25 protein-coding genes are annotated in these 23,407 nt (G+C 58.2%); 12 read left to right on the forward strand and 13 right to left on the reverse strand.

From position 1 onward, the window contains the following. Positions 1-118: 118 nt before the first annotated feature. Together L981_RS15575 and L981_RS15580 are read left to right on the forward strand one after the other, a co-directional pair. Positions 119-1,933, forward strand: coding sequence for an ATP-binding protein (locus L981_RS15575; protein WP_052201818.1), 1,815 nt, complete (start codon positions 119-121; stop codon positions 1,931-1,933). Beyond that, positions 1,930-3,297 (forward strand): sigma-54 dependent transcriptional regulator, encoded by a 1,368-nt coding sequence (locus L981_RS15580; RefSeq protein ID WP_052201819.1) that lies wholly within the window; start codon positions 1,930-1,932, stop codon positions 3,295-3,297. The genes L981_RS15575 and L981_RS15580 overlap by 4 nt, the downstream gene beginning before the upstream one ends. A gap of 568 nt (positions 3,298-3,865) precedes the next feature. On the opposite strand, the gene L981_RS15585 is transcribed toward L981_RS15580, so the two are convergent. After that, on the reverse strand, positions 3,866-4,279 hold the full coding sequence (locus L981_RS15585) for a hypothetical protein (protein ID WP_043617896.1): 414 nt from the start codon (positions 4,277-4,279) through the stop codon (positions 3,866-3,868). Between the two features lie 858 nt (positions 4,280-5,137). Here L981_RS15585 and L981_RS15590 point away from each other — a divergent pair. Continuing rightward, a complete protein-coding gene (locus L981_RS15590) occupies positions 5,138-5,413 on the forward strand; it encodes a hypothetical protein (protein WP_043617760.1) in 276 nt (91 codons plus the stop codon). A 555-nt stretch (positions 5,414-5,968) separates the two neighbouring features. Here the strand turns inward: L981_RS15590 and L981_RS15595 are convergent. The 4 genes from L981_RS15595 to L981_RS15610 are packed head-to-tail and all read right to left on the reverse strand — an operon-like array spanning position 5,969 to position 9,443. Beyond that, positions 5,969-6,148, reverse strand: a complete 180-nt coding sequence (locus L981_RS15595; RefSeq protein WP_043617761.1) for a hypothetical protein — start codon at positions 6,146-6,148, stop codon at positions 5,969-5,971. Positions 6,149-6,185: 37 nt separating this feature from the next. Then, on the reverse strand, positions 6,186-7,613 hold the full coding sequence (locus tag L981_RS15600; RefSeq protein WP_043617764.1) for a TRAP transporter large permease subunit: 1,428 nt from the start codon (positions 7,611-7,613) through the stop codon (positions 6,186-6,188). Continuing rightward, positions 7,610-8,257: a TRAP transporter small permease subunit gene (locus L981_RS15605; protein ID WP_043617767.1), complete on the reverse strand. Its 648-nt coding sequence runs from the start codon at positions 8,255-8,257 to the stop codon at positions 7,610-7,612. The genes L981_RS15600 and L981_RS15605 overlap by 4 nt, the downstream gene beginning before the upstream one ends. 55 nt (positions 8,258-8,312) lie before the next feature. Continuing rightward, on the reverse strand, positions 8,313-9,443 hold the full coding sequence (locus L981_RS15610; RefSeq protein ID WP_043617773.1) for a TRAP transporter substrate-binding protein: 1,131 nt from the start codon (positions 9,441-9,443) through the stop codon (positions 8,313-8,315). A gap of 455 nt (positions 9,444-9,898) precedes the next feature. On the opposite strand from L981_RS15610, the gene L981_RS15615 reads away from it, so the two are divergent. From L981_RS15615 to L981_RS35810, 6 genes are read left to right on the forward strand one after another with little or no spacing between them, the layout of a single operon-like run. Continuing rightward, complete coding sequence (locus tag L981_RS15615) at positions 9,899-10,258, forward strand: helix-turn-helix transcriptional regulator (protein ID WP_043617898.1); 360 nt, start codon at positions 9,899-9,901, stop codon at positions 10,256-10,258. Between the two features lie 19 nt (positions 10,259-10,277). Then, entirely contained in the window at positions 10,278-10,787 is a 510-nt protein-coding gene (locus tag L981_RS15620) for an arsenate reductase ArsC (RefSeq protein ID WP_043617780.1), read from the forward strand. Positions 10,788-10,791: 4 nt separating this feature from the next. Beyond that, the gene (locus L981_RS15625; RefSeq protein WP_043617784.1) at positions 10,792-11,490 is read left to right on the forward strand and encodes an MIP/aquaporin family protein; all 699 of its coding nucleotides are present in this window, start codon (positions 10,792-10,794) and stop codon (positions 11,488-11,490) included. A 2-nt stretch (positions 11,491-11,492) separates the two neighbouring features. After that, positions 11,493-11,918 (forward strand): arsenate reductase (glutaredoxin), encoded by a 426-nt coding sequence (arsC, locus tag L981_RS15630; protein ID WP_043617790.1) that lies wholly within the window; start codon positions 11,493-11,495, stop codon positions 11,916-11,918. Next, a complete protein-coding gene (gene arsH / locus L981_RS15635) occupies positions 11,893-12,618 on the forward strand; it encodes an arsenical resistance protein ArsH (protein ID WP_043617794.1) in 726 nt (241 codons plus the stop codon). Before arsC ends, arsH begins: the two co-directional genes overlap by 26 nt. Positions 12,619-12,665: 47 nt before the next feature. Beyond that, positions 12,666-12,788: a hypothetical protein gene (locus tag L981_RS35810; RefSeq protein WP_256364284.1), complete on the forward strand. Its 123-nt coding sequence runs from the start codon at positions 12,666-12,668 to the stop codon at positions 12,786-12,788. A 78-nt stretch (positions 12,789-12,866) separates the two neighbouring features. On the opposite strand, the gene L981_RS15640 is transcribed toward L981_RS35810, so the two are convergent. Then, positions 12,867-13,418 carry an SH3 domain-containing protein gene (locus L981_RS15640; RefSeq protein WP_043617795.1) on the reverse strand — a complete coding sequence of 184 codons (552 nt, stop codon included), beginning with the start codon at positions 13,416-13,418 and terminating at the stop codon, positions 12,867-12,869. A 178-nt stretch (positions 13,419-13,596) separates the two neighbouring features. Between L981_RS15640 and L981_RS15645 the strand changes: the two genes are divergently transcribed. Next, positions 13,597-14,013, forward strand: coding sequence for a response regulator (locus L981_RS15645; protein WP_043617900.1), 417 nt, complete (start codon positions 13,597-13,599; stop codon positions 14,011-14,013). 396 nt (positions 14,014-14,409) lie between these two features. On the opposite strand, the gene L981_RS33845 is transcribed toward L981_RS15645, so the two are convergent. The 3 genes from L981_RS33845 to L981_RS15660 all read right to left on the reverse strand — a co-directional run bounded on the left by L981_RS33845 (position 14,410) and on the right by L981_RS15660 (position 17,209). Continuing rightward, on the reverse strand, positions 14,410-14,856 hold the full coding sequence (locus L981_RS33845) for a PTS sugar transporter subunit IIA (RefSeq protein WP_245281643.1): 447 nt from the start codon (positions 14,854-14,856) through the stop codon (positions 14,410-14,412). A gap of 239 nt (positions 14,857-15,095) precedes the next feature. Beyond that, the gene (locus L981_RS15655) at positions 15,096-16,454 is read right to left on the reverse strand and encodes a chloride channel protein (RefSeq protein WP_043617796.1); all 1,359 of its coding nucleotides are present in this window, start codon (positions 16,452-16,454) and stop codon (positions 15,096-15,098) included. 269 nt (positions 16,455-16,723) lie between these two features. Next, a complete protein-coding gene (locus L981_RS15660) occupies positions 16,724-17,209 on the reverse strand; it encodes a MarR family winged helix-turn-helix transcriptional regulator (RefSeq protein ID WP_043617802.1) in 486 nt (161 codons plus the stop codon). Positions 17,210-17,356: 147 nt separating this feature from the next. Here L981_RS15660 and L981_RS33850 point away from each other — a divergent pair, with 147 nt between their 5' ends. Together L981_RS33850 and L981_RS15670 are read left to right on the forward strand one after the other, a co-directional pair. Next, positions 17,357-17,668: a hypothetical protein gene (locus L981_RS33850; protein WP_082006043.1), complete on the forward strand. Its 312-nt coding sequence runs from the start codon at positions 17,357-17,359 to the stop codon at positions 17,666-17,668. Beyond that, positions 17,665-17,964, forward strand: coding sequence for a DUF6522 family protein (locus L981_RS15670; RefSeq protein WP_082006044.1), 300 nt, complete (start codon positions 17,665-17,667; stop codon positions 17,962-17,964). Before L981_RS33850 ends, L981_RS15670 begins: the two co-directional genes overlap by 4 nt. Positions 17,965-18,068: 104 nt before the next feature. On the opposite strand, the gene L981_RS15675 is transcribed toward L981_RS15670, so the two are convergent. The 4 genes from L981_RS15675 to L981_RS15690 form a co-directional block, all read right to left on the reverse strand. After that, the gene (locus L981_RS15675) at positions 18,069-18,482 is read right to left on the reverse strand and encodes a hypothetical protein (RefSeq protein ID WP_043617809.1); all 414 of its coding nucleotides are present in this window, start codon (positions 18,480-18,482) and stop codon (positions 18,069-18,071) included. Between the two features lie 119 nt (positions 18,483-18,601). Next, positions 18,602-20,056, reverse strand: coding sequence for a TrkH family potassium uptake protein (locus L981_RS15680; protein WP_043617811.1), 1,455 nt, complete (start codon positions 20,054-20,056; stop codon positions 18,602-18,604). A 78-nt stretch (positions 20,057-20,134) separates the two neighbouring features. After that, positions 20,135-21,370 (reverse strand): glycosyltransferase, encoded by a 1,236-nt coding sequence (locus L981_RS33855; RefSeq protein WP_082006045.1) that lies wholly within the window; start codon positions 21,368-21,370, stop codon positions 20,135-20,137. An 8-nt stretch (positions 21,371-21,378) separates the two neighbouring features. Beyond that, entirely contained in the window at positions 21,379-23,283 is a 1,905-nt protein-coding gene (locus tag L981_RS15690) for an ABC transporter ATP-binding protein/permease (protein WP_245281644.1), read from the reverse strand. Positions 23,284-23,407 lie beyond the last annotated feature (124 nt).

Genomic DNA, 23,407 nt, shown 5'->3' on the forward strand with positions numbered 1-23,407 from the left:
GGGAACCGATATCCTCAGTGTGCCGTGTGAGGATCGAGCGCAATTCTCCGGTTCTCGCGACGCGGAAGTGACGTTAGACTCCGTGGTCCAAAGACACTGGAAACGGATCGACCCGAGGATGACGCGCACTATCGGCCGCATGACGATCGCAATGCTCGTTTTGACGTGTATCGCGCCATTCGTTGCCTACTACGTCGCAAACGGCGTCGCGCTCGGCACGCTGGAAAGCCAGCTTCAGCGCAGCCTGGTTCTGACCAACCGGACGATTACGACGGAAATCGAACGTTTTCGTTATCTGCCGGTGGTGGTGGGCGAAGATGCACGCATCCGCGCGCTGGCAAAAGGTGAACGCACCGCGCCGGTGCTTGCAGCTGCCAACGACTATCTCGAAACGATCGTGCAGCAGGCCGGACCTGCCGAGCTCTACATCCTCGACGCAAATGGCATAACCCTGGCTGCGAGCAATCACGCGACGCCGGAAAGCTTTGTTGGGCATGACTACAGTTTCCGTCCCTACTTCAGCAACGCAATGCGCCAGGGTGAAGGGCGATTCTATGCCATTGGCGTGACGACGAAGAAACCGGGATATTTTCTCGCCTCGCGCATCGACCTCGCCGGCCGGCCGCCAATTGTTGTCGTCGTCAAGGCGGACCTCTCTCCGCTTGAACGCGCCTGGGAAGCCGCCGGCGTTCAAACCGCGATTGCGGACCGTTTCGGCATCGTCTTTCTCTCCGGCAATCCTCTGTGGAAGTATCGGCCATTGGTACCGCTCGGGCAGCCGGCCACCTCAAGACTGGCCGAGGAGCGCACTTACGAGGGTGCCGACCTTGCAGCGACAAGCCCCATCCTTCCCGCTGACATCGGCTTGCCGGAAGGCGGACCGGAAGAGCCGTCCGTTCGCATAGCTGATGAACGCGGACAATTGCTTGCCCGCTTCTCAGCGGTTGAACAGGGCGGCTGGCGGGTGCTGGCAGCAACGAGCATGGAAGATACGGCAAAGCTCGCCGGATTTTGGGCACTCGCAACGCTGATTGGCGGACTTCTTGCAACAGGGGCCCTCTATTTTCTGCATCAGCGCACCCAGATCATCCGCGAGCGGCTGCGCCAGGGCGAAACGCTCGAGCGCATGGTCGCCGCGCGCACTCAGGACCTTGCCAGCGAGATTGAAATGCGCCGAAAGACCGAAAGGGAACTGCGACGCATGCAGGAAGAAATCATCCACTCGGAAAAAATGGCCGCACTCGGCCGTATGTCTACCGCAATCGTGCATGAGGTGAGCCAACCGCTCGCCGCGCTCGACGCCACGCTCGCGACGACAGCGGTGCTTGCCACCAAGGACGAGCTGGATGCAGTCGGGACAAGGATCGTTGATGCACGCTCACTCGTAAAACGCATGCAGCGCACCGTCAAACATCTGAAGACCTTTGCCCGTAAGGACGCTTCCGAGCTCGAGGAGGTCGCGATCGATACGGTCATTCATAACGCAGTGGAACTCGCCTCGCCGCGTGCGAAAGGTCTGGGCCTGACGCCTCGGGTCGAAGCGGAGGCCCCTTCCCCCGTCGTAACGGCTGTCGCGCTCAAACTGGAGCAGGCAATGTTGAACCTGCTGCTCAACGCGCTCGACGCGGTAGAAGGTCATGCCGATCCTTCGATCGTCATCCGGCGAACTCAGGGCGATGGACGCGTAGAGGTACACATCGTTGACAACGGCACGGGCATCGCTCCCGAACATCGCGAACGCGTCCTCGAACCATTCTTCACCACCAAGCTGACCGGAGAAGGACTAGGCTTGGGGCTGTCCATCGCGACGACGATCGTCAGGGAATGCGGCGGAGAGATCCGTTTCCATGAGGCGCCCGGCGGTGGAACCTGTGCGACAATCTCCGTACCTCTGCGTACCCCTCTTCCCCGCGATCTGGAGGCCGCGCAATGAGCCGCGGGCGCGTGTTCCTGGTTGACGACGATCGCGATCTCCTCAAGGCCGCAACGGACTGGCTTACCATCAGTGGCTTCTCTGTCGACGCTTTTCATCGGGCGGAGGAAGCTTTTCAGTTCTTCCTTCAACAGGTGCCGGATGTGGTGGTGACAGATGTTCGCATGCCAGGCGTCGACGGTATGACGCTGCTGAATTCGATCGTCTGCCAGAGGAGTGACGTGCCGGTCGTGCTTATCACGGCGCACGGGGACGTAAACCTTGCAGTGCAGGCTATGAAGCAGGGGGCGGAGGACTTCCTCGAGAAGCCCTACGATGCCGAGCGCCTGCTCACGGTTCTCGACAAGGCCATCGAGAAGCGACGGCTGAAGGACGAAATCGGACGGTTGCAGGGGTTGGTTGGCGAGCGGCAGGAGATTGGAGGCATCGTCGGCGACAGCGCGGCGATCCGCGACTTGCGCTCGCGCGTCGCGACACTTGCTGATGTCGACATCGATGTCCTGGTCGTTGGAGAAACGGGTACGGGCAAAGAACTCGTCGCGCGTGCTCTGCACCAGCAAAGCCGCCGGTCCTCCGGCCCATTCGTCGCGATCAACTGCGCCGCGTTGCCCGATAGCATCTTCGAAAGCGAGGTCTTCGGCCATGCGAGGGGTGCCTTTACCGGCGCAATCGCGGAGCGTGAGGGCAAGTTCGAACATGCGGGCGGCGGAACCCTCTTTCTCGACGAAATCGAGTCGATGCCATCGGGACTGCAGGCAAAGATCCTGCGGGTGTTGCAGGAGCGGTCGATCGAGCGGCTCGGCGAGAACCGGTTGCGCCCGGTCGATGTGCGTATCGTGGCTGCGGCAAAAACCGATCTGTCGGCCGACATTGAGGCCGGCCGTTTCCGTGAGGATCTTTTCTATCGACTGGCAACGGTGGATATCCGCATTCCACCTCTGCGTGAGCGTCGGGAAGATATCGGCCTGCTCTTTGTCCATTTTGCAAACCTGGCGGCGCGCAGATATGGCCGCCCCGAACGGGCCGTCACGCCTGATGCGGCACGACAACTTCAGCGCAGGGTATGGCGCGGCAACGTTCGCGAGCTAAAGGCCCTTGCGGAGCGATTTGCCCTTGGCCTGGATGAACCAGTGCCGCCTGTCGAAGCAAATACGCAAGAAGTCTCCGGTCTGTCGCTGCCGGAGCGGCTGGCCGCCTATGAGGCTCGTCTGATTTCGGAAGCGCTTGAGTTTAACGGCGGCAACACATTGCGTGCAGCCGCAAGCCTTGGCATTCCCGTCCGCACGCTCAGCGAAAAAATGAACAGACGGGGTCTGGAGGGAGCGCGCAGGAGGCGTCTCGACCAAGGACAGGTGCCGCAATAGAAGAGCCTTCCTGAACCGTTTCCATTCGCTTCGATCTCACAGCCAGTGGCGGCCACAGGCCAGGCCAATCATCTCAAACCATTCTAGCTCCTTTGGGCTTCCTTTTTAAAGTAGACGATGAAGTCGATCATATCGCGAACGGTTACGATCCTGTCCAGTGAGGCATCGGTGATGTAGACGTCGAACTCCTCCTCAATCGCCGTGGCCAGTTCGGAATCAAGGAGTCTGCCTGGAGATCGTCTACGAAAGAGGTGTCATCCCGGACAGCTTCCCTTCGAATTTCCAATAGTTCGGCGACAATCTCTTTCACGCGGCGGCTGATATCGGATCTGGCGGCCTGCATGACTTCTCCGCGGCAGTGGTGCCTATTGCATAAGTAATACGAAAAGCCAGTTTGCGGGGCCGGTCAAGCTTCATGGCGCGGTGGCGACCAGCTTCGGGCGCGATGTTCATGACCATCGCGATGGGGCGACCTCGGCCGCCCAAAACGACGACAGCCCGTCTGAAGTCATTTCAGACGGGCTGTCTTTGGTTGCTCAAGCGTCCAAGCCGCAAGCTAAAGGATGCATTAGCTGCTGGTCTGGACATCCGCAACCGAAGGCAACTCCTTCAGATCCACCAGCGCACCGGCGCAAGTGTCAGCGGCATCGGGTACCGGCGTGGCTAGGCCGTCAACCATTGCCCACCCGCCGTTCTTGATGAAATCGTCCCGCTCCCAGCTGGACTTCGATTTCAGTTCTTTCAGATTGTCGGCCGCGTTGACGGCGGAGATGAAGTTATGAACGCAGATATCGGAGATTAGCTCTGCACGAGCCACCCTTACCGCCTGCTCCCTGAGCATCTCGGCTCGTCCGGCGGTAGTCCAGCCGCCCCACGTAAAGCCGACGATCATTGTCAGTATTGAAGCACCGACTATGGACCAGAACCACATTGTCTTCGAGGGTTGATACGCCGACCAACCGTCACTCTTCGTTTCGGACATCGGAATCTCCTCCATTCAATTTTTATATCATATCATGATATAATCTTGATGCAAGGAAGTCCGCGCGGCTCTATGGGCTGCCAGCATCCGCAAGCTTGATCACATCGTCGGGGAAAGAACTTCATCTTGGCTGATCCAGCAGAGCATCTGCACGCCTGATACCCAATCAGAGTTAGCCGTGCACGACCGCAACGCCGCCGCCGATCCGACACGACAACCATGGCCCGGGAACGCTAATGCTGAGCTGAACCGATAGGTCGAGGACATCTCGTCCGCCGCTCTTCGGCCCTGAGCGGCGGGATACTAAAAGTGCCGGTCAGCGACCATGACAAGCGTTGCGCAAGCCGTCCGGCGCACCGCTTCCCTGCCGCCGCTACCTCATGTATCCGGATATGCCAGCCGGCAACTCTTGCCTAGCTTTTCATAGCCTCTGTTGCACTCCCAATCATTACCGGAATAGTCGAGGTGAGCATTGCCAGGCACTTCAATTTTCGTACAGGAGGAGTTGAACCGATAATATCCCCGCTCGCATTTCCATTCTTCACCTGACGATGTCAGGTATGCGTGTGAGGGAACTTGTATTGCGCGACACGCGTCACCTTCTTGTGTGTAGCCGCGCCTGCATTTCCATCCGGGCCCATAGCCTGCAAAATCGGGGTACGCGTTCTCCGGCACCCTCACCTTTTCGCAAGCGCCACTACTCTCCCTGTAACCTCGATTGCACGCCCAGCCCGGCCCATGGCTACTGTATGTAGCGTGTGCATTTTGGGGGACGATGATCGGGTCGCATTGGGAGCCACTCTTTAGGTACCCCACCTCGCACTCCCATCCATCCGAAGCGAACTCGTCAAGGTACGCATGGGCGGGAACGCTCACCGCAACGCATTGATTGAGCTCCTGGCGAAAGCCCCTCTTGCATTTCCAGCCGTTTCCCCAGTCACGCAAAAAAGCGTTCTTAGGGATTTCTATCGCATCACAGGCGCGATCAATGCGCCGGTATCCATGATCGCATTCCCATCCATCGCCGTGCTGGACTGGGTGAGAATTGCGTGGCGCGTCCGGTTTTTGGGCGAACGCACCTCCGGTGCTAAGCCCCAGGGCGCAAACAAGCAGAATGAAGCGTGGGGCTTTTGAGAGATCGGCATTTCGTTCCAAGAGAACTCCTCCGTGCGTTTTTCAGCCAGGACATTCCCACCCGGCACAAAAGTATCGGTTGTGGCGCAGCCCCGTGATTGCAGGCGATAAACTCGCCTAAGGAGGGGAAAGAATAACAACCGTTCAAGACCACCGCTGATCCGGACAATTTGACGATTTTTTTATGGCTTTTTTGTGATTGCAAATATTTAACCTAACTTCTGTAGCGCTCAGGAGCGACATTTTCGCTATGCTTGAGCAACATAATTCAATTATTCTTATTGCGCCGACATCCGTCACTTCACATCAAAAACAAATGCTAAATTGATCTACCAAAAGACGCAAATATTAATCAACTAAGTGTGATGAGGTTTGCGGGATCGGTAAAACTTCAAGTCGCCCGCACCTCAGCTTGAGACAAGGACTTATGTGAAGTGGAAATATCCAGGCTGTCGTTGGAGTTGTCACGCTCTCATACCGCGAAGCTGCGCCACATTGATCGAGTGACATTCTCTCGCGGCGAGCCACCTCTCCGGATCGGAAGACACGTGCAATCTATTCAGGCGATTTTGGCGACCGCCGAAACAGCTGATCCCAGATATCATACCCCGCAGGGAGAATTCCGAGCAGCAGCGCAGCCGCGAGATCGATGCGTGGCACGAATGTCAGGATGACCGAGCAGAAGGCGACAAGGGCCAGGAACGCGACGAGTGCAAAGGTCCGGCGTCTGTTCATCGGTCTTTCCTAATCGATTCCTGGGCCGAGAAACGCATCATCTCGGCCCTCCATAGAGTAGATCCGGCAGCATGTAGACGATGCTCGGGAACAGATAGATGACGACCATGCAGAATACGACGATTAACATATAGGGCATCATGCCGCGGAAGATGTCGGTCAGCTTAACATGCGCGGGCGAAACTCCCTTCAGGTAATATGCCGACATCGCCATCGGTGGCGACAGGAACGCCGTCTGCAAGTTTACTGCTACGAGGACGCCAAAAAACAATGGGTCAATCCCGAAATGCGGCAACAGCGGAATGAAGATCGGGATGAAGATCACGATGATTTCAGTCCATTCCAGGGGCCAGCCGAGAATGAAGATGATGATCTGGGCCAAGATCAGGAACATCAGCGGCGACATATCCAGGCTGGTCACGAAATCACTGATGAATTGTTGACCGCCGAGATAGGCGAATACCGACGCAAAGGTCGCTGAACCGACGAACAGCCAGCAGACCATCGCGGTCGTTCGCGCCGTCAGATAGACCGACTCCTTCAATCGCTGCCAGGTGAGAGCCCGATAGGCGGCCGCAAGCGCAAGCCCACCCAACGCACCGATTGCGGCGGCTTCCGACGGGGTCGCCAGGCCGAAGAGAATGGCACCGAGCACCGCAAAAATAAGAAAGGTGAGCGGCGCAAAGGATGTAAGCATCATCCAGGCGAGCTGGACCGGCGTATGCTGCCCAACGTCCTCCTTCGTTGGCCGCGGCGCCAGGTGCGGCTGCAGGATTGCGCGGCCGACCACATAGACAAGATAAAAACCTGCCAAAATGATGCCGGGCAGGAGCGCCGCCGCGTACATGCGCACGACCGAGATTCCGGAGGTGGCCGCATAGACGATCAGCAAAATGGAAGGCGGGATCAGGATGCCGAGCGTGCCACCTGCACAGATCACGCCTGTCGCATACCGCACATCGTATCGTGCTTTCAGCATCGCCGGCAGGGCGAGCAGCCCCATCAACGTCACCACGGCCCCGACGATGCCGGTAGCGGTGGCAAAGAGCGTACAGGTGGCCAGGGCAGCGACCGCCATCGAGCCTGGCACCCGGTGCGTGACGCGGTAGAGGGTCGAGAACAGCCGGTCGACGATGTTGGCCCGCTCAACGATATATCCCATGAACAGGAACAGCGGAATGGCCGTCAGCACATCGTTCTGGATCACCGAATACGTCTGGTTGACGAACAGATCGAAAATCCGGTTGTTGAAGAAGCCACCAACCCAGGTCTCCGCCAGCGTGAAGGTGTCGGCGCCGGATTCGAGCGCGCGATCGTAGGCGCGCCACATGCGGGCCGCATCGTAGTAGGCATAGTATCCGAAGCCGACACCCAGTGCCATCAAGGTGAAAGCCACCGGGAAACCGAGGAAGATGGCAAGGATCAGGATGAGAAGCATCCCGACGGCGATGTGTGCATCCGTCATTGGGGGTCCCGATCCCGTGGCTCGCGTCCAGAGTCAAGTTTCCGCGACGAAAGAAAGCCCTCTTCGTCGGACTTGAGCACGTCCAGGCTTTTCGTCTCCAGCAGCACCTTTTCCAGTTCTTCGACATCCTCGGCCGCTTTCGGCCACTCTCCCGTCCGCATGCAGAGAATGCAGCGGAAGACCTGCGCCACGCCTTGCAGGAACAAAAGAATACCGGCGGCGACGATCACGGACTTGAATTGGAAGATCGGCACACCGGCCGGGCTGTTGGAACTGACCTCCAGGTAGCGCCAGCTGCGCTCGGCGTACTTCCAGCCCGAGAAGACAAGTGCGGTTATACCCGGAAAGAAGAAGATGAAATACAGCACCAGTTCCAACCTGGCCTGCGTGCGCGGTTTCCAGAGCCGGTAGATGAAGTCGCCGCGCACATGGCCATCACGCGATAGGGTATAGGCTCCCGCCATCATAAACAGCGTTCCATAGAGCATGTAGCTCAGATCGAAGGCCCACGGGGTCGGAGCACGGAAGAGATAGCGTGCGACAACCTCATAGCCGACGCCGAAGGCCATGATGAGGATTCCCCATGCGAATACCTTGCCGAACCACGCCGACAAGTCGTCGGCGAATGCGATGTAACGCAGCATAGAGGCCCCCATCCCGTTCATCAGAAGGAGGCCCGGAACTCCGGGCCCTTACGACTTATTTTCCGAGGTTCAGTTTTCCGGGAAAATAATGCTCGTAGGCGAGTGCTAGATCGGCCGAATTCATCAACTCGTAATATACGACCCTCTCAACCCACTGCCGCTGACTGTCGAGCACCTTCTTCATGAACGCATCCGCTTCAAGCGTGGGGATGATCTCATCCCAGGCCTTCAGCTGCGCATCCAGGATTTCCTTGGGCGTGCGATGCACGGTTACGCCATGTTCAGTCTGGAGTTTTTGTAGGTCGCTTGAGTAGTTGTCCATCGCGGATGCGGTATTCGCGGTGCTTGCGGCTTCCACGCCATACTCGAGGATCGCCTGCAAATCGTCGGGAAGGTCGTCAAATACATCCTTGTTGAAGAGGAACTCGAAGGATTCGCTCGCCTGATGATAGGACGACAGGATGTAGTTCTTGGCGACATCCTGCGAACCAAACCGTAGATCCGACGACGGGTTGTTGAATTCGAAAGCGTCGATGACGCCCCGCTCCATCGCCGGCACGATCTCGCCGCCCGGAAGTTGAGCAACGCTCATGCCGATGTTCTGCATGAGATCGGCGGCAAGCCCGACCGTACGATATTTGAGACCGTTGACGTCGTTCACGGTCGCGACCGGATTCTTGAACCAGCCGAACGGCTGCGCAGGCATCGGAAAGCCATAGAAACCATAGAGGTTCAGACCCATGATGTCCTGGGTGAGTTCCCGGTAGAGGTCCTTGCCTCCGCCTTGATGGAACCATCCGAGCATGGTGGTTGCGCTGCCGCCGAATACCGGCCCTGTACCGAAAAGAGAGGCTGCCTTGTGCTTGCCGTACCAATAGACCGGAACGGTGTGGGCTGCGTCGATCACGCCGTCATTGACGCCGTCGAGCACCTGAAACGCGCCGACAACCGTGCCGGCGGGCATAAGTTCGAATTTCAGGCGTCCGCCGGACATTCGCTCGACCCGTTCGACGTACTGGCGAGCAAAATCCATCCAGATATCCGACGCGGGCCAGGATGATTGCATTTTGATGACGGTTGGGGCCTGGGCCAGCACGGGCGGCGCAGCAAGAGCGCCAATCGCAGTTGCTCCGACAAGCGTCGATGCTCCCAGCAACTCTCGACGCGATACGTTCCCTTTGTTCATTGTTCTTCCTCCCTGGATTGTTGTCGAATTCTCCCTGCATTCAGTGATAGTTTGCTGCTTTGACGAAGATGGCACCCGGCCAACTCGCGATCAGTCTCAATAACTGATTGTTCTCATTTGCCAATTATGCACACTTTCTGCATTTCTAACAGACGCTCAACTGTTGTTGACAATAGTTGAACGTCTGCTCGCACCAATTTGCGCGGGACATACTGCCTGCAGGCTGCTTCCGCGTTGCCGAGCTATAAAAAAGCCTCCTCCGTTTTTGCCGGTCACTCTGCCCTGGGAGTCCGTGCTCGATTCCGAGTGCCTCCCTCCACGGATCCGCTGTTGCGCAGGCGATCCCTCCAGCCGGAGCCCGGTTCTCCTGAAGGCGTTTCAGCGGTTGAATTTGGGCACGGGCAGTCCAGACCTCATGTCATAAATTTGTCATGTATATCCATTATTCTGGATACATGGATGATCATCAGACGATCGCGGCGCTCGCCGCCCTTGCCCAACCGACGCGCCTACGCACGTTCCGCCTGCTGGTCGAGCGCGAACCCGAAGGTGTGCCGGCGGGTGAACTGGCCAGGCTCGTCGATGTGCCGCAAAACACCATGTCGGCGCACCTGGCAACGCTGTCGCAGGCGGGGTTGGTCCGGGGCGAGCGGCAAAGCCGTTCGATCATCTACCATGTCGACCTCAATCGGTTCCGCGCCGTCATTTTCTACCTGCTGCAGGACTGCTGCGGCGGCAACGCCACGCTCTGCGCACCATTGATTTCCGACCTGACCCCCTGCTGCGCTCCCGGGGAGGAGACACAGGCCTGTTGAGCAAAACTGGAGAACGCGCATGAGCGACAAAGTCTACAATGTCCTTTTTCTGTGCACGGGCAACTCCGCCCGCTCGATCATTGCCGAAGCCATCCTCAACCGGCTCGGCACGGGCAAGTTCAAGGCCTATTCAGCAGGCTCGCAGCCGAAGGGGAAAGTGCATCCGTTTGCTCTGCAGCTTCTCAAGGGGCTGAACTACGACACGTCCTTTGCCCGATCGAAGGCCTGGGACGAGTTCGCCGCATCCGGTGCACTGCCAATGGACTTCGTCTTCACTGTCTGTGATAACGCCGCCGCCGAGGCGTGTCCGGTCTGGCCGGGCCAGCCGATGACGGCGCACTGGGGCGTGCCCGATCCGGCGGCGGCCGAAGGCAGCGAGGCTGAACGACATTTCGCCTTCGCCGAGGCCTACCGCATGCTCAACAATCGCATCTCGATCTTCGTCAGCCTGCCGATGCCCAGTCTCGACAAGCTCGCCTTGCAGAAAAGGCTCGACGAGATCGGCCGCAACGTCCCGAAGGCCGGCTGAAACAATGACGTTCGATCTCAAACGCCGCCTTGCCGCCGAGGTCCTCGGCACGGCCATCCTGGTCGCTACCGTCGTCGGCTCAGGGATCATGGCCGACCATCTTTCTGACGACGTCGCGGTCTCGCTGCTCGGCAACACCATACCGACGGGCGCAATCCTCGTCGTGCTGATCAGCATCCTCGGCCCAATTTCCGGCGCGCACTTCAATCCTGCTGTCACCATGGTGTTTGCGGCCCGGCGCCAGATCGAGCCATCCGCTGCAGCGTTCTTTGTTGCCGCGCAGGTCGCCGGCGGTGTCGTCGGGACGGTGATCGCCCATGCGATGTTCGACCTGCCCCTGTTCCAGGTATCGGAAACCATTCGCACAGGTACGGGTCAGTGGATTGCCGAAGCGGTCGCCACGTTCGGGCTTGTTCTGACGATCCTGACGGGACTGCGTTTCCGCAGTGACGCCATACCGTGGCTCGTCGGTCTCTACATCACCGCAGCCTATTGGTTCACGGCGTCCACCTCGTTCGCAAATCCCGCCGTCGCCATCGCCCGCGCCTTCTCCAACACATTTGCGGGCATCCGTCCGACGGATGTGCCGGCCTTTATCGTCGCCGAGGTCCTCGGCGCGCTGGTCGCCATGGCCATCGTTGGCTGGATGCTCACCGACCGAAACATCCCAACGTCGGCAATAATTGCCGAAGGAGCCGAATGACCATGGACGTCACCATCTACCACAACCCCGCCTGCGGGACCTCGCGCAACACGCTGGCGCTCATTCGCCACGCCGGCATCGAGCCGACCGTCGTCGAGTACCTGAAGACCCCGCCGAGCCGGGAGCAGCTTGCCGAGATGACCCGCGACGCCGGACTTACGGTTCGCGAGGCAATCCGCGAAAAGGGAACGCCCTATTCGGATCTCGGCCTCGATGATCTGACGCTCACCGACGACCAGCTCCTGACGGCGATGCTCGAACACCCCATCCTCATCAACCGGCCGTTCGTCGTCACGCCGATGGGCACGCGACTAGCCCGGCCATCGGAGGCGGTGCTCGACATCCTGCCGGCGGAAGCGTTCAAGAGCGCGTTCACCAAGGAAGACGGCGAGACGGTTCTCGATGAGGAGGGGCGCCGCATTGTCTGATCTTCCCGCCGCCGATCTGCGCCTCCTTAGAAAGCCCGATATCGACTCGCTTCGGTCGCCGTTCTCGAGCCATCCGCCGCGCGTACTGATCCTCTACGGGTCGGTGCGCCAAGTGTCCTATTCCCGGCTTTTGGCCGAGGAGGCCGGGCGCCTGCTGGAACACTTCGGCGCCGAGGTGCGCTTCTTCGATCCTTCCGGACTGCCGCTGCCGGACGATGCGCCTATCAGCCACTCGAAGGTCCAGGAGCTCAGGGAACTCTCGACCTGGTCCGAAGGCCAGGTCTGGGTGAGCCCGGAGCGCCACGGCGCGATCACCGGGATCATGAAGGCGCAAATCGACTGGATCCCGCTCTCGATCGGGTCGATCCGTCCGACCCAGGGCAAGACCCTCGCCGTCATGCAGGTGTCGGGCGGTTCCCAGTCCTTCAATGCCGTGAACACGCTCCGGCTGCTTGGCCGATGGATGCGCATGATCACCATCCCCAACCAGTCGTCGGTTGCCAAGGCCTACCAGGAGTTCGACGCCGACGGCCGCATGAAGCCGTCCTCCTACTACGACCGCGTGGTCGACGTCTGCGAGGAACTGGTGAAGTTCACGCTTCTGACGCGCGACGCGTCGGCCTATCTCGTCGACCGATACAGCGAACGCAAGGAAGACGCGGAGAAACTTGAGCAGCGGGTCAGGCTCAAGTCGATCTGACCACATATCTGCCGTAAGCACCGATAATTGACGATGAGAGCGAGGAAATGCAGAAGCGAAAGATCAATTGGACCAAACCCTGGTGGAAGCCGATCCTGATTGGCGCTTGTGTCGTGATCGGGCTGGTGCAGGTGATCGGCAGCATTGTTGTCTATTTCACGTATCGATAAGTTTGACCGACGCGGCCATCGCCACAACCGTAGCCGTGCCACCCGAATTGGTGTGTTCTGCGATCGAAGTCGGCCCCGTCAGTCTATTGTCTCCTGAAGGTATACGCCCCAAAGAGAAGACTTTTGGATGTAGCCGGCGACCCCGCCCCTCTGCGTAAAGACGCGACACCATGCGCGTGAACAGGTCAAGACTTGAACCCGTACCCGCGGCTCTAGTTTCGCGGTCACCGACGCACCCTTGCGCGGTCGCTCTCGAAGAGGCTCCATGCTTTGGAGCCATGGTCCGACCATTGCCGTGCGCGTGCTAGAGAGGAGTGATCGATGCATCCAGCCGGTGATGCCATCACAATCCCTAACCTGGCGCCAGTGTCCATATTCTTCGATGATTTCCAACGGCAAACCCGGTGCCTGGTACAGCCACTCAATCGCATATTCGAAGGCTGGACCTATGCGCATACGTGCGCGATCCGCTTTCAGCGACACAAATCTTGGAACCGGGAGACCGCTCTCTCGCCCCTTTCTCGTCCAGTTGGAAGCCGCGTCAGAGGGTTTGGCATTGGAAATACTAAGCGTTGGGGCGCTGACAAGCAGGATCAGGAAACTCAGTGACAGCAACTTGCTAACGGCCATTTTCACATATTCTCAAAATACAACCTTACATATATCATACTGTGATATTTATTGATGATTCGAGAATATGTCCAACGGCGGACCGCTAGGTGAACACGCGGCTCGCCTGGTTTACCAGAATGGACGTCGGCCGCTCTTGCTTGACAGCGAAACGTTCGGTCATTCGCAGGGGGCTCTAATGATTCAGCGTATCTTGATAGTAGAGGATGATCCATTGATCGCGATGGAACTCGAATCCATCGCAAATCAGCTTGGCTATTGTGTAGCGGGGATAGCGCGGAGCTTCGAGAGCGCCAGAATTTTCGCACCGCGGGCCGAGATCGCGCTGGTGGATGTCAATCTTGCCGACGGCGCCACAGGACCCCGAGTGGCGCAATATCTAAGCGAGGAGTTCGCGGTTTCAGTCGTTATGGTCACTGGAAATCCAGAAGCACTGGGCGATGCCTTTTCATGGTCCATCGGGGTAGTCTCAAAACCGGCGAAGCCAGCAACGATAGAAGCCCTGCTCGGCTTCGTGATTGCATTGAGGAACAATACGCCGATCGCCCCTCCCCCTGAATTAAGACTGTTTTCGCGCTCCGCGAGGGACTGTTGAAACCCGAGATGTCTTTTCGGACAGGACATTGTCCATGTCGGCCGTTTGGCGAGATTGTAATCTTGAAACCGGCCTCAGGAACCAAAGGGTTAAACAGCAGATATCAAGCGGGCACTGCGGCTGCATCGGAAATGCGGCCCGTCGGCAAAAGCGACGGGCCAGTATCCGGAAATCTCTAAATTTTCATGCCTAAAAATATGATGTTGTCGGAATAATTTTTTGTGCACGGCCATATAATAGCCACAAAACTGCTAATTAGCCCAGCCGAACCCTTAGTTTTCACGGGATTGTGAAGGCTGAGGCGCCCACGGTCAGAGGGCTCCATGAAATCTGCGGGTTCATTTGGTTGGCCTGGCCATCTCCGCGAGCCGACGAGAGCCCACTGAAACTCTTGGTTTAAGGATCAACCAAAATACGATCTGTGACTACCTCAGGCGGCTGCAGAACGATCATCGCTTCGGTCTTGGTGTTGGCGTTGCGAAGTCCCTTCAACACGCGGTCGGATCTGAACAGCCGGCAAAACCCGGCAAGCGCAGGTAAAAACTCGTCCTGTCGATCAAGGGGCCATAGAACCGCGAGCAAAATGTCGACGGGACGTTCATCCGGCGCATCGAATTCAACACCTTGCCGCAAGGTCATCAGCAGCTTTGCAGGATCGCGCAGCTTCGGAATGAGGGCGTGCGGCAAGGCAAAACCTCCGCCAAAGCCAGTGGACCCCAGCGCCTCTCGCTCCAGGAGCGGCTCGAATATGGCGCGCATTTCGACGCCGGTTCGTTCCGAAATGTTCGACGCGATCGCTTGAAAGACGGAACGCTTGTCGTGACATGGCTCCTTGACGATCAACTCTCGTTCCCAGTGAAACTCATGGCTATGCATACATACCCCCCAATCCGACCACCACGGAGCACTTTCTTTGCCACTGCTCGTCTGGGCCACTGTCTGAAACTCGGTGCGAACAGCTCCTTTACGCAAGATTGCATCTCGATGAGACCAGTGTTGGCGACAATCGACCGGGAGACAAGATCGCAGGAGCGAGCAGACGATCACTTCCCTTCACGATTGCTGCACACTTGTCGCGCCTTTCAGATCGCGTGTGTGGTCGAATCTGTCGATTTCTCCGTTGCACGCCGGGCTCTGATCGCCGCCGCGATAAACACCCGCGAAAGGCCGTGGTATAGCGGATCGCGCGACAGCAACCGCGAGGTCAGGTAGCCAAGCATCGAAACCGCCATGATCGGAACGACCGCCTGGTGTGCGCCGGTCATCTCAAGAATGATGACGAACGCCGTCATTGGGGCTTGCACCACGCCGGCGAAGTAGCCGGCCATTCCTAGTATTGCCGCAAGCGTAATGCTTGAACCCAAAGCGGATCCAATCGTGCTCCCAAGCCCTGCACCAACAGCAAGCGACGGGGCAAATATGCCTCCAGGAATCGCCGACATCATGGACAGAAAGCTCGCGGCGAGCTTTTGCGCAAAGAACATCGGTGGAACCGCATTGCCTTCAACCGCGTGCCGTGCTTGCTCGTACCCCGTACCGAAGGTCATCCCGCCTGAGGATATGCCGATCGCCGCAACCGCGAGGCCGCAAATACCGGCCAACAGGACCATGCGCTTTAGCGGCGCCGGGTGGGCCCACCGACGCACGCGTTGGCCAGCGTACAGCGCGCAGCCGCTGAAACCGGCGCCTAGTGCCCCTCCGCCAATGCCGCAAAGAAGAACGAGCCCCCAGTCGCGCAATTGCGTAGGGGCAGCAGTCGCGATTCCGAAGTAACTGTAGCTGCCGGAAAGGCCTAAGGCTGCTAGGCCCGACAGGATCACGGCTGTTAGCACCACTCCATTGGCACGAGATTCATAAGTCCGGCTCATCTCTTCGATAGCGAACACAATGCCCGCAAGAGGCGTGTTGAAGGCGGCCGCGATACCCGCTGCGGAGCCGGCCAGGATAAGACCGCGTGCTTGCTGCATATCCCCAAGACGCGCAACGGTAAGCATGATAGAGGCCCCGACCTGCACTGTCGGTCCCTCGCGCCCGATGGACGCCCCTGAAAAGAGCCCAAGCACTGTCAGTGCGATTTTGCCAAAGGCGATTTTCAGGGAAAGAAGGCGCGGACGGTCCCCTTCTGGCAGGTGCCGCGCGGCAATAGCCTGGGGGATCCCGCTGCCTTGTGAGTTGGGAAAGAGCTTGATCGCCAGGTAGGCCGACAGCATGAAGCCGGCGGGCGTTAACGCGATCGGTAGAAGAAACCCCCACCGCCCAGTTGATGACACGCTCACGAATGCGCCTTGGGCGAGATCAGCGAGTTCGGCAAAACCAACGCTGACCACGCCGATTGCCAAGGCACCCAGCCAAAAAACCAACCTGGTTCGCCAAAGACGCCTGGATCCAAGAAGGACACGGGAACGACGCATGATCTTCGATTTTCGGCCGGAGACGGGCATGTCGTTCCTTTCTGCGCATCAGGCGGATGCAGGACATCGCGAACGCCCATCCCTCCGCATGAGGTCATCTCGTCCCAGCATTTTCGCAACCCAATCGTGCCGCCAACCATTGGCGGATCGCTGCGACTAAAGCGACAACCTTCCCAAGCCTTGTGCCAATGAAGGCACGCCAATGCAAGGAAGAAGTCTGTTTCTCCGTGGAACGGTTGTGCGGACGCATCCGCATGATCGCTCGGGCAACTAATCGGCGATCAAATACGATCCTGAGCTCACGCTTCGGTGCCACCGGTCGTGTGCGCCAGATCGCGCAACCGTGCGAGCGATTCGACCAGCAAAGGTTCGTTCTCCAACATGGCGCCCAGGTGCTTCCTGGCGAGTCCTTCCAGCACCTGCTCGCCTCTGGGCGTCAGGCAAACGAGAACACTGCGCCTGTCGTCGACCGAGGGGGTTCGAACAGCAAGCCCCGCAATTTCAAGACGATCGACAAGTTGTACAGCGCCGTTGTGCTGTATCAGCAACTCGTCAGCGATTTCGCGAACCCGGATCCCGCGCTGCCTTGAGACCTTGATAACCAGCAGAGCTTGATACTGTTGCGTTGTTACCCCGACGGCCGCGAGCGCCGTCTCGCTGAAGGAGAGAAAGCGGCGCATCGCCAATCTGATGCCGGCAAGTCCTTCGAATACGCCCGGGTCGAGCGTTTCATCATCACTGTTACCGGTTTTCGCAGCTGATCGGACACGAGTAGCGGAAGGCATCCAATAGATCCTTTATTTATATCATGCTATGATATATAGATTGTAGAACTCCAGGGAGGAGGAGATTCGCGATGCGAGGGCATCGGTCAATAAGCTGCCCCGCTCGCGAATCGTATTGCTTAATCATGTCACGGCGAGGGCGTACAATTGGACGACCTGGACACGTTCATCGAAGGCTCCATTGAACTTCCACGAGACGTCAGATTCTATGGCGCGATTACAGGAAATTGGATAGTGCCGTCGGGCCATAGGCTCGAGCTTTTCGGCACGGTCGGGCGCAATCTGGTCGTCGAGAAAGGCGCAACTGCAGTTGTCTATGGCATCGTACACGGCAGCCTGATCAACAACGGTGGCACGGTGCTCGTCGAGGGAGGCTCTGTGCCGCGAGTTGAGAACCGGCATAATGTGGAGGCGCCGGGTAGTGACGTCTCGCGGACGAGTTGGAAGGTCAGGTCGTGACAGGCAACAAAGGCCGTCGGCTCTGCACACCTTCCCCCGACAATCTCGTCGTAAAGATAGAGTATATCGCAGACCAGTTCGGTCTCACGGCGGACGAATTCGATCGCTATCGGCATCTCGGCCTGATTTCCACATGCGTCGAACTCGGGCTGAACGAGGAGGCCGGTTTGAACCACGTCAAATGCCACCTGGGAAACCGCGTCTGGGAAGCCGTCGTCGATCATGAAGGGACAATCATCTATGAGGCCACCCGGTATCTGCGCGGAAAGCTTGCCAGTCGCGACAAAATCACCTGACAGAACCAAATAGGCTGCCCGCCATTTCCTTGGCAGGCGTGCAAAAAGGCAGCGGCGCTCTTGAGATCGCCACCGACGCATCCGCCGGCCGAGCCTACACGAGATCAGCTGCTGGTTTGCGCGTCCTCTTTCAAGGGCAATTCCTTCAGATCCATCAGCGCATCGGCGCATGCATCCACGGCCTTTGGAACCGGTTCTGACAAACCGGCCACTGTCGCCCATCCTCCGTTGGCAATAAAGTCGTCTTGCTCCCAGACGGACTTAGATTTGAGTTCCTTCAAATTCTCGTCAGCATTGGCCGCGGAAACGAATTTGTGAACACAGATTTCGGATATGAGTTCTGCGCGGGCCTTTCTGACCGCCTGCTCCGCCAACACCTCTGACCCTCCCGGGGTGGTCCACCCTCCCACTGTGAAGCCAACGACCATGGTAAGTAACGAGGAACTTACGGTCGACCAGATCCACAGCTTTTTCGAAGGGTGATAGGTAGACCAGCCACCATCTTTCGCTTCGGGCATCACATTCTCCTCCATCACTATTTACATCATACCATGATATAAATATCGGGCAAAGAATGGGTCGCGTTGGCGGCGCCGGTGAAGTTCTATCGGCCTTGCGCTTCTGCGAACTTTGCGCTTCAACTCTTCCAGAAGAACGGGGACATGACGACCAGCACTGTCATCACTTCGAGCCGTCCCATGATCATCAAAACGGACAAAACGGCCAACGCCGGGTCCGACAGCGTTGAAAAATTCCCCGCCGGTCCGATCACGGGGCCAACCCCTGGGCCTACATTGGACAGCGCAGTGATGACTGCTGAGGCCGAAGTCATCAAATCGTAGCCGAGCGCTGCCATCGCCAGAGAGCCCGCGGCCCAAAGGGCCAGGAAAACCGCAAAAAACAGAAAAACCGCGCGTTGCAGCTCGGCATCAACTGCCGCGCCTCCATAGCGGACGGTCGTGACACTGTTTGGATAAAGGATCTGCGTGATCAAAGGCCTGACTGCACCGGCAATGATAACAAAGCGGTACGCCTTAATGCCGCCGGCGGTGGAACCGGAGCATCCACCAGCGAAGGTCGCAAAGAACGCCAACACCACAGCGAAACTCCCCCACGTCGTATAGTCCTGGCTGGCGTACCCCGACGTCGAAAGGATGGAAGCAAGATTGAAGAAGGAATGGGACAGTGCAGTTCCGAAGGCCACTCCGTTCGCAACGCGATGGTAAGCCGCAAGCGCAACGGCTGTGACCACAAGATAAGCGATGAAGACAAATATCTGCGGGTCTTTCAACGCAGACGTGCTGCGCTTCACGGCAAAAAGGATGAGCACCGAGAACGGCAGGCTGCACAGGGTCATGAAGAAGGTGGAGGCCCACAGCAATCCAAGGCTATCGTAATAACCAAACGAGGCATCGTGTGTCGAAAACCCGCCGGTGGCGACCGTCGTCATGGCGTGGTTAAGCGCATCGAACTGCGTCATGCCGAACAGATGATAGGCAACAGCGCACGTCAACGTGATCACAACGTAGATGACGACAAACGCCCTCATGAAAGTGGCGATCCGCGCGAACACCTTTTCGTTGGTGTCAGAAGATTCCATGCGAAGGAACGATATTCCGCCAACGCGCAGAAACGGCATGACGAACAGGCCGAGCGCGACTATGCCGATGCCGCCGAACCACTGGAGCATGGAGCGCCAAAGAAGGAGACCTGACGCCTTATGGTCCAAACCGACGATAACCGTCGAGCCGGTCGTCGTGACAGCCGACACAGATTCGAAAATGGCCTGCGTGATGTTCAACTCGCTCGATGCGAGCCAGATCGGCACGGCCCCGACTATCGAAAACACCAGCCAGAGCAGGTTTACGAGAAGAAAGCCCATCTTCCGGCTGAGCTGAGGCGGCGCATCCCGGGTGGCGAAGGCGGCTGCGGCAAAGAAGCCGCCGCAGAAAAAACTGGAGCGCGCAAAGACAACCCAATCATCGTCGCCACTATAGAAGTCCGCAAAAGCCGGCACCAACATTGCGCAGGATAAATAAAACCCGAATATGGAAGCAATATGGATCGCTGATCTATAGTTTTGCGGCGACATGGCTACCCTTCGACATACGGCAATGCATCTCAATTCCATTCGGAACGCTTTTTGCGCGGCCGCGTCTTCGTTGTCAGGTTAAGGAGCCCAACCCAGCCGGTCAACGATATGCGCAGCACAATCGACCCCGTTCTCATCGCGTATTTGCGAACCCAATTGCCTGGCCCTTGCTCGAACAGCCGGGTCATCCATTGCGCGTAGCGCGGCTGCGATGCTGTCGACAGAAAGGCGTGCAAGCTTCAGTGGGGGCGGACCGACGCCCAGTGATTGAATGCGGTTCGCCCAAAAGGGTTGATCCCCAAAAACCGGGCAGATCAAGGTGGGTTTGCCCGCCCGCAGGGCCTCCGCCGTTGTACCTGCGCCGCCGTGATGGAAGGTCGCATCAACCCGTTCGAATAAATGATGATGCGGCGCGTCCGAAATTGTGAACACGCGAGATGACGACGGACCTGGAGCAAGAGCACCTCCGGCTGTGGAAAGCAGCACACGCTTGTCCAGGCGCGCGACAGCTTTGACAACCATGCCTGTAAGCCTGGCCGGGTCAACGCCGGGCATGCTTCCAAACCCGACATAAACAGGAGGTGCGCCGCCGGCAAGAAACGCCTCGAGTTCAGTCGGAGCTTTCCAGCCGGGCTCTTCCAGCCACCAAGGTCCGGTCACGTGTACGTTGCGGCCCCAGTCTCGCGGAAATGGCACCAGATGGCGACTGTAGGCATAAAGAACGGACGCGGGCTTATGCGAGCGAAGCGGTTTTTCGCGCAGACCCAAGGTCTTTCTGCGCCATCTTGCGATCGACTTGGGGAACAAGTGCGTGGACAGCCATCTCGTGATTTCATGGCTCAGCCGGTTGAATGGCCCAAGCGATCGAACCGGAAACATCGGAGATGGAAACTCCGAGGTGGGGGTGAGGATCGGAAGAGGCGACGCCAATATCGATCGGCATCCGATACGCTCTGCCATGTGAGGCGAAGCAATCGACTTCGGATGAAAAATGATCAAATCGGGCCAGAAGTCATGAGCGGCTTGCCATTCGTCCTTCAGAAGATCGTCGACGAAGCCGCGCACGTGTTTCAGCAACATGAAACTCGCCATTATACCGCCACCGACGGCTCGACGGCCCGCCGTGGTATCGAGAAGATCGAGCATGTCGTTGGGAAGCGGCTGATATTGCACCCGATGCCGGAAGGCCAAGTAAGCGTAGCGCCTTGGACCGACAAGTTGGACTTCATGCCCTCCCGACAACAGCCGCTTTGCCAGGGCCAGATAGGGTTGGACGTCGCCGCGCGTTCCATAGACGTGAATGCTGATGCGCACGTTCCCCCCTAGTCCGCTGGCAGGTCTACTTTAGGATGCAGACTTGCGTTCTCTCTCCTGGTGTCGGGCCGGATCTCAATCTTTCTGTCTACGACGGCAAGAACTTTTTCGTAGAACTCCTCGCCGGTTGCGGCTTTCGGAGGAACCGGGTCATGCATGACGCTGACGACCGTCACGCCAGCGCAGTTGTCCCTGATCGCCTGGTGGAACACGATCTTCCCGGCAGCATCGAGGGCACTTGTCGCCTCGTCGAGAAAGATCAGCCCTGGACGCTGAAGGAGAATTCGTGCCAGCACCAGCTTTTGCTTTTCTCCGCCGGAAAGCAGGCGGTTCCAGGGTCGGTTATCTCTTCCATGTCCCGCTAAGTCGTCAACAAGGACGGACAGGCCCGCTTTGACAAGTGCCATGGTGGCTTCGCGGTCCGAATAGGTGTCCACATCATCCGGTAGAGCGACAAGTGCCTTCAAGGAGACCGGCGGAAGGTGGACCTCCTGTGACGCGTAGAATGCGCGAACGTTTCGAGGCAGCATGATCGTCCCAGAACCATACGGCCAGAGCCGGTTCAAGGCTTTGAGCAGCGACGACTTTCCGCTCCCTGGCTCTCCAACAAGGAGGCTCCATTCGCCGGACCTGAAATGGAGGTCTCGCGTTTTCAGGAAGGGGCGGTCTTCTCCCGCGTGCATAAGCATGAGGTTTTCTACGGTCAAGCCCAAGCGCGCGTCCTGCACCCCATAGTGCAGGTCGGACCGTCCAGAGCGGGCGTGGAAATTTCCTGGTTCCCGTGCATCCTCAATCGCGCAAGCCAGGTCGGTTATGCGACGCGCATTGGCGCGAAGCCTCGATATATCCGGCATGACGTGGATAAACCAGGAGCAATCATTGATGATCGCGTTGGCAAGCTCGGCTCCCGTCACATACGCGCGAAGGCCGATCTTGCTTTCCGCGTAGGGAAGCAGCCCCGGGGCATAAGCGACGATGCGCGAGCCAAAAAAATTGTAGACGAGTTCGAACCCCATATAGACCGTTGTCAGTATGTTCAAGCTGGCCCAGGTACGGTCGACGTCACGATAGCGTTCGCGATGGAGGCTCCGCTGCGTTCGTTCACCGTTAGCAGCGGCAACGTCAAAACTGTGATGAAGCAGCGTCGTTAGTTCGCGCCGGTAACTCCCTTCGGCCCATTGCATCATGACGTCCAGTTTTTGCTGTATCGCGCCCAATTTTGTGGCCGCCCAGGTGCTGATTGGGACGTAAACGATAACTGCCGCCACAGTCAGGCACCCGCTTGCGTAGCTGCCGAGAAACTCCAGCCCGCTAACTTCGGTCGATGTCTCAATGATCTTGCCGCCGACAAAGACAACCGAAAGGATGACGCTCGCGATGCCCATCGCGAGGCCGATGGCGCCGCCCGTCATACCCTTGATCGATTCCTGGACGCGCTGATCGATGTTGTCTGGCACCGCTCCTTGCGTCGGAACGGCCTCGGGCACGCCGTGCTGGATGTGGAAGTGTGTGTGATTGCTGTCCAACAGGGCGTCATTGAAGCGTTGGTCGAGCCAGGCACGCCACTTTCTATGAAGGCTGGTCGAGAAAAAATGCCTGACTGCGGTAAAACCCACTTCCTTGACCGTAGCGATCATGGCCAGCGCGGCAGCACTTTCGAGGAGAGATTGTAGCGTTGTCGGGTTTTGCGGGTGGTGCAGAAAAGCAATTGCACCGACAAGTTCACCTGAGGCCGTGGCGAACCAGACGCTTGCCTTGGCCGACAACGCCGTCAGCACAAAGATAACTGCCGCCAACGCCCAAGCTTCTCGCCATCGATCGGAAAGCCAATAGGCAAGCATGAGACCCCAGAAGCTGCGCATCCTTGAAACGGACGTGGATTGCGATTGCTTCTTCGAACGCGGCTTTGCCAACAATAGGCTTCTCCTCCCGAGCTTACGCTCCTTCAGACTATCGAGGCGTTTTAGTTTAATTCGCCTGGAGCCGCGAAGACAACGTCTTTCCGGTCACTCCCGCACACGAAATGCTCCTAAATGC

This window comes from Ensifer sp. ZNC0028 (assembly GCF_000799055.1).
Taxonomy (GTDB): Bacteria; Pseudomonadota; Alphaproteobacteria; order Rhizobiales; family Rhizobiaceae; genus Ensifer.

What these genes read in the sequence shown, in the direction of transcription:
- L981_RS35810 (WP_256364284.1), top strand. Translation starts at nt 12,666, where the DNA reads ATGCAGAAGCGAAAGATCAATTGGACCAAACCCTGGTGGAAGCCGATC.
- L981_RS15600 (WP_043617764.1), bottom strand. Translation starts at nt 7,613, where the DNA reads ATGACGGATGCACACATCGCCGTCGGGATGCTTCTCATCCTGATCCTT.
- L981_RS15585 (WP_043617896.1), bottom strand. Translation starts at nt 4,279, where the DNA reads ATGTCCGAAACGAAGAGTGACGGTTGGTCGGCGTATCAACCCTCGAAG.
- L981_RS15595 (WP_043617761.1), bottom strand. Translation starts at nt 6,148, where the DNA reads ATGAACAGACGCCGGACCTTTGCACTCGTCGCGTTCCTGGCCCTTGTC.
- L981_RS15660 (WP_043617802.1), bottom strand. Translation starts at nt 17,209, where the DNA reads ATGCCTTCCGCTACTCGTGTCCGATCAGCTGCGAAAACCGGTAACAGT.
- L981_RS15645 (WP_043617900.1), top strand. Translation starts at nt 13,597, where the DNA reads ATGATTCAGCGTATCTTGATAGTAGAGGATGATCCATTGATCGCGATG.
- L981_RS15615 (WP_043617898.1), top strand. Translation starts at nt 9,899, where the DNA reads ATGGATGATCATCAGACGATCGCGGCGCTCGCCGCCCTTGCCCAACCG.
- arsH (WP_043617794.1), top strand. Translation starts at nt 11,893, where the DNA reads ATGAGGAGGGGCGCCGCATTGTCTGATCTTCCCGCCGCCGATCTGCGC.
- L981_RS15655 (WP_043617796.1), bottom strand. Translation starts at nt 16,454, where the DNA reads ATGCCCGTCTCCGGCCGAAAATCGAAGATCATGCGTCGTTCCCGTGTC.
- L981_RS15575 (WP_052201818.1), top strand. Translation starts at nt 119, where the DNA reads ATGACGCGCACTATCGGCCGCATGACGATCGCAATGCTCGTTTTGACG.
- L981_RS15605 (WP_043617767.1), bottom strand. Translation starts at nt 8,257, where the DNA reads ATGCTGCGTTACATCGCATTCGCCGACGACTTGTCGGCGTGGTTCGGC.
- L981_RS15580 (WP_052201819.1), top strand. Translation starts at nt 1,930, where the DNA reads ATGAGCCGCGGGCGCGTGTTCCTGGTTGACGACGATCGCGATCTCCTC.
- L981_RS15610 (WP_043617773.1), bottom strand. Translation starts at nt 9,443, where the DNA reads ATGAACAAAGGGAACGTATCGCGTCGAGAGTTGCTGGGAGCATCGACG.
- L981_RS15625 (WP_043617784.1), top strand. Translation starts at nt 10,792, where the DNA reads ATGACGTTCGATCTCAAACGCCGCCTTGCCGCCGAGGTCCTCGGCACG.
- L981_RS15680 (WP_043617811.1), bottom strand. Translation starts at nt 20,056, where the DNA reads ATGTCGCCGCAAAACTATAGATCAGCGATCCATATTGCTTCCATATTC.
- L981_RS15620 (WP_043617780.1), top strand. Translation starts at nt 10,278, where the DNA reads ATGAGCGACAAAGTCTACAATGTCCTTTTTCTGTGCACGGGCAACTCC.
- arsC (WP_043617790.1), top strand. Translation starts at nt 11,493, where the DNA reads ATGGACGTCACCATCTACCACAACCCCGCCTGCGGGACCTCGCGCAAC.
- L981_RS15675 (WP_043617809.1), bottom strand. Translation starts at nt 18,482, where the DNA reads ATGCCCGAAGCGAAAGATGGTGGCTGGTCTACCTATCACCCTTCGAAA.
- L981_RS15640 (WP_043617795.1), bottom strand. Translation starts at nt 13,418, where the DNA reads ATGGCCGTTAGCAAGTTGCTGTCACTGAGTTTCCTGATCCTGCTTGTC.
- L981_RS15590 (WP_043617760.1), top strand. Translation starts at nt 5,138, where the DNA reads ATGGGCGGGAACGCTCACCGCAACGCATTGATTGAGCTCCTGGCGAAA.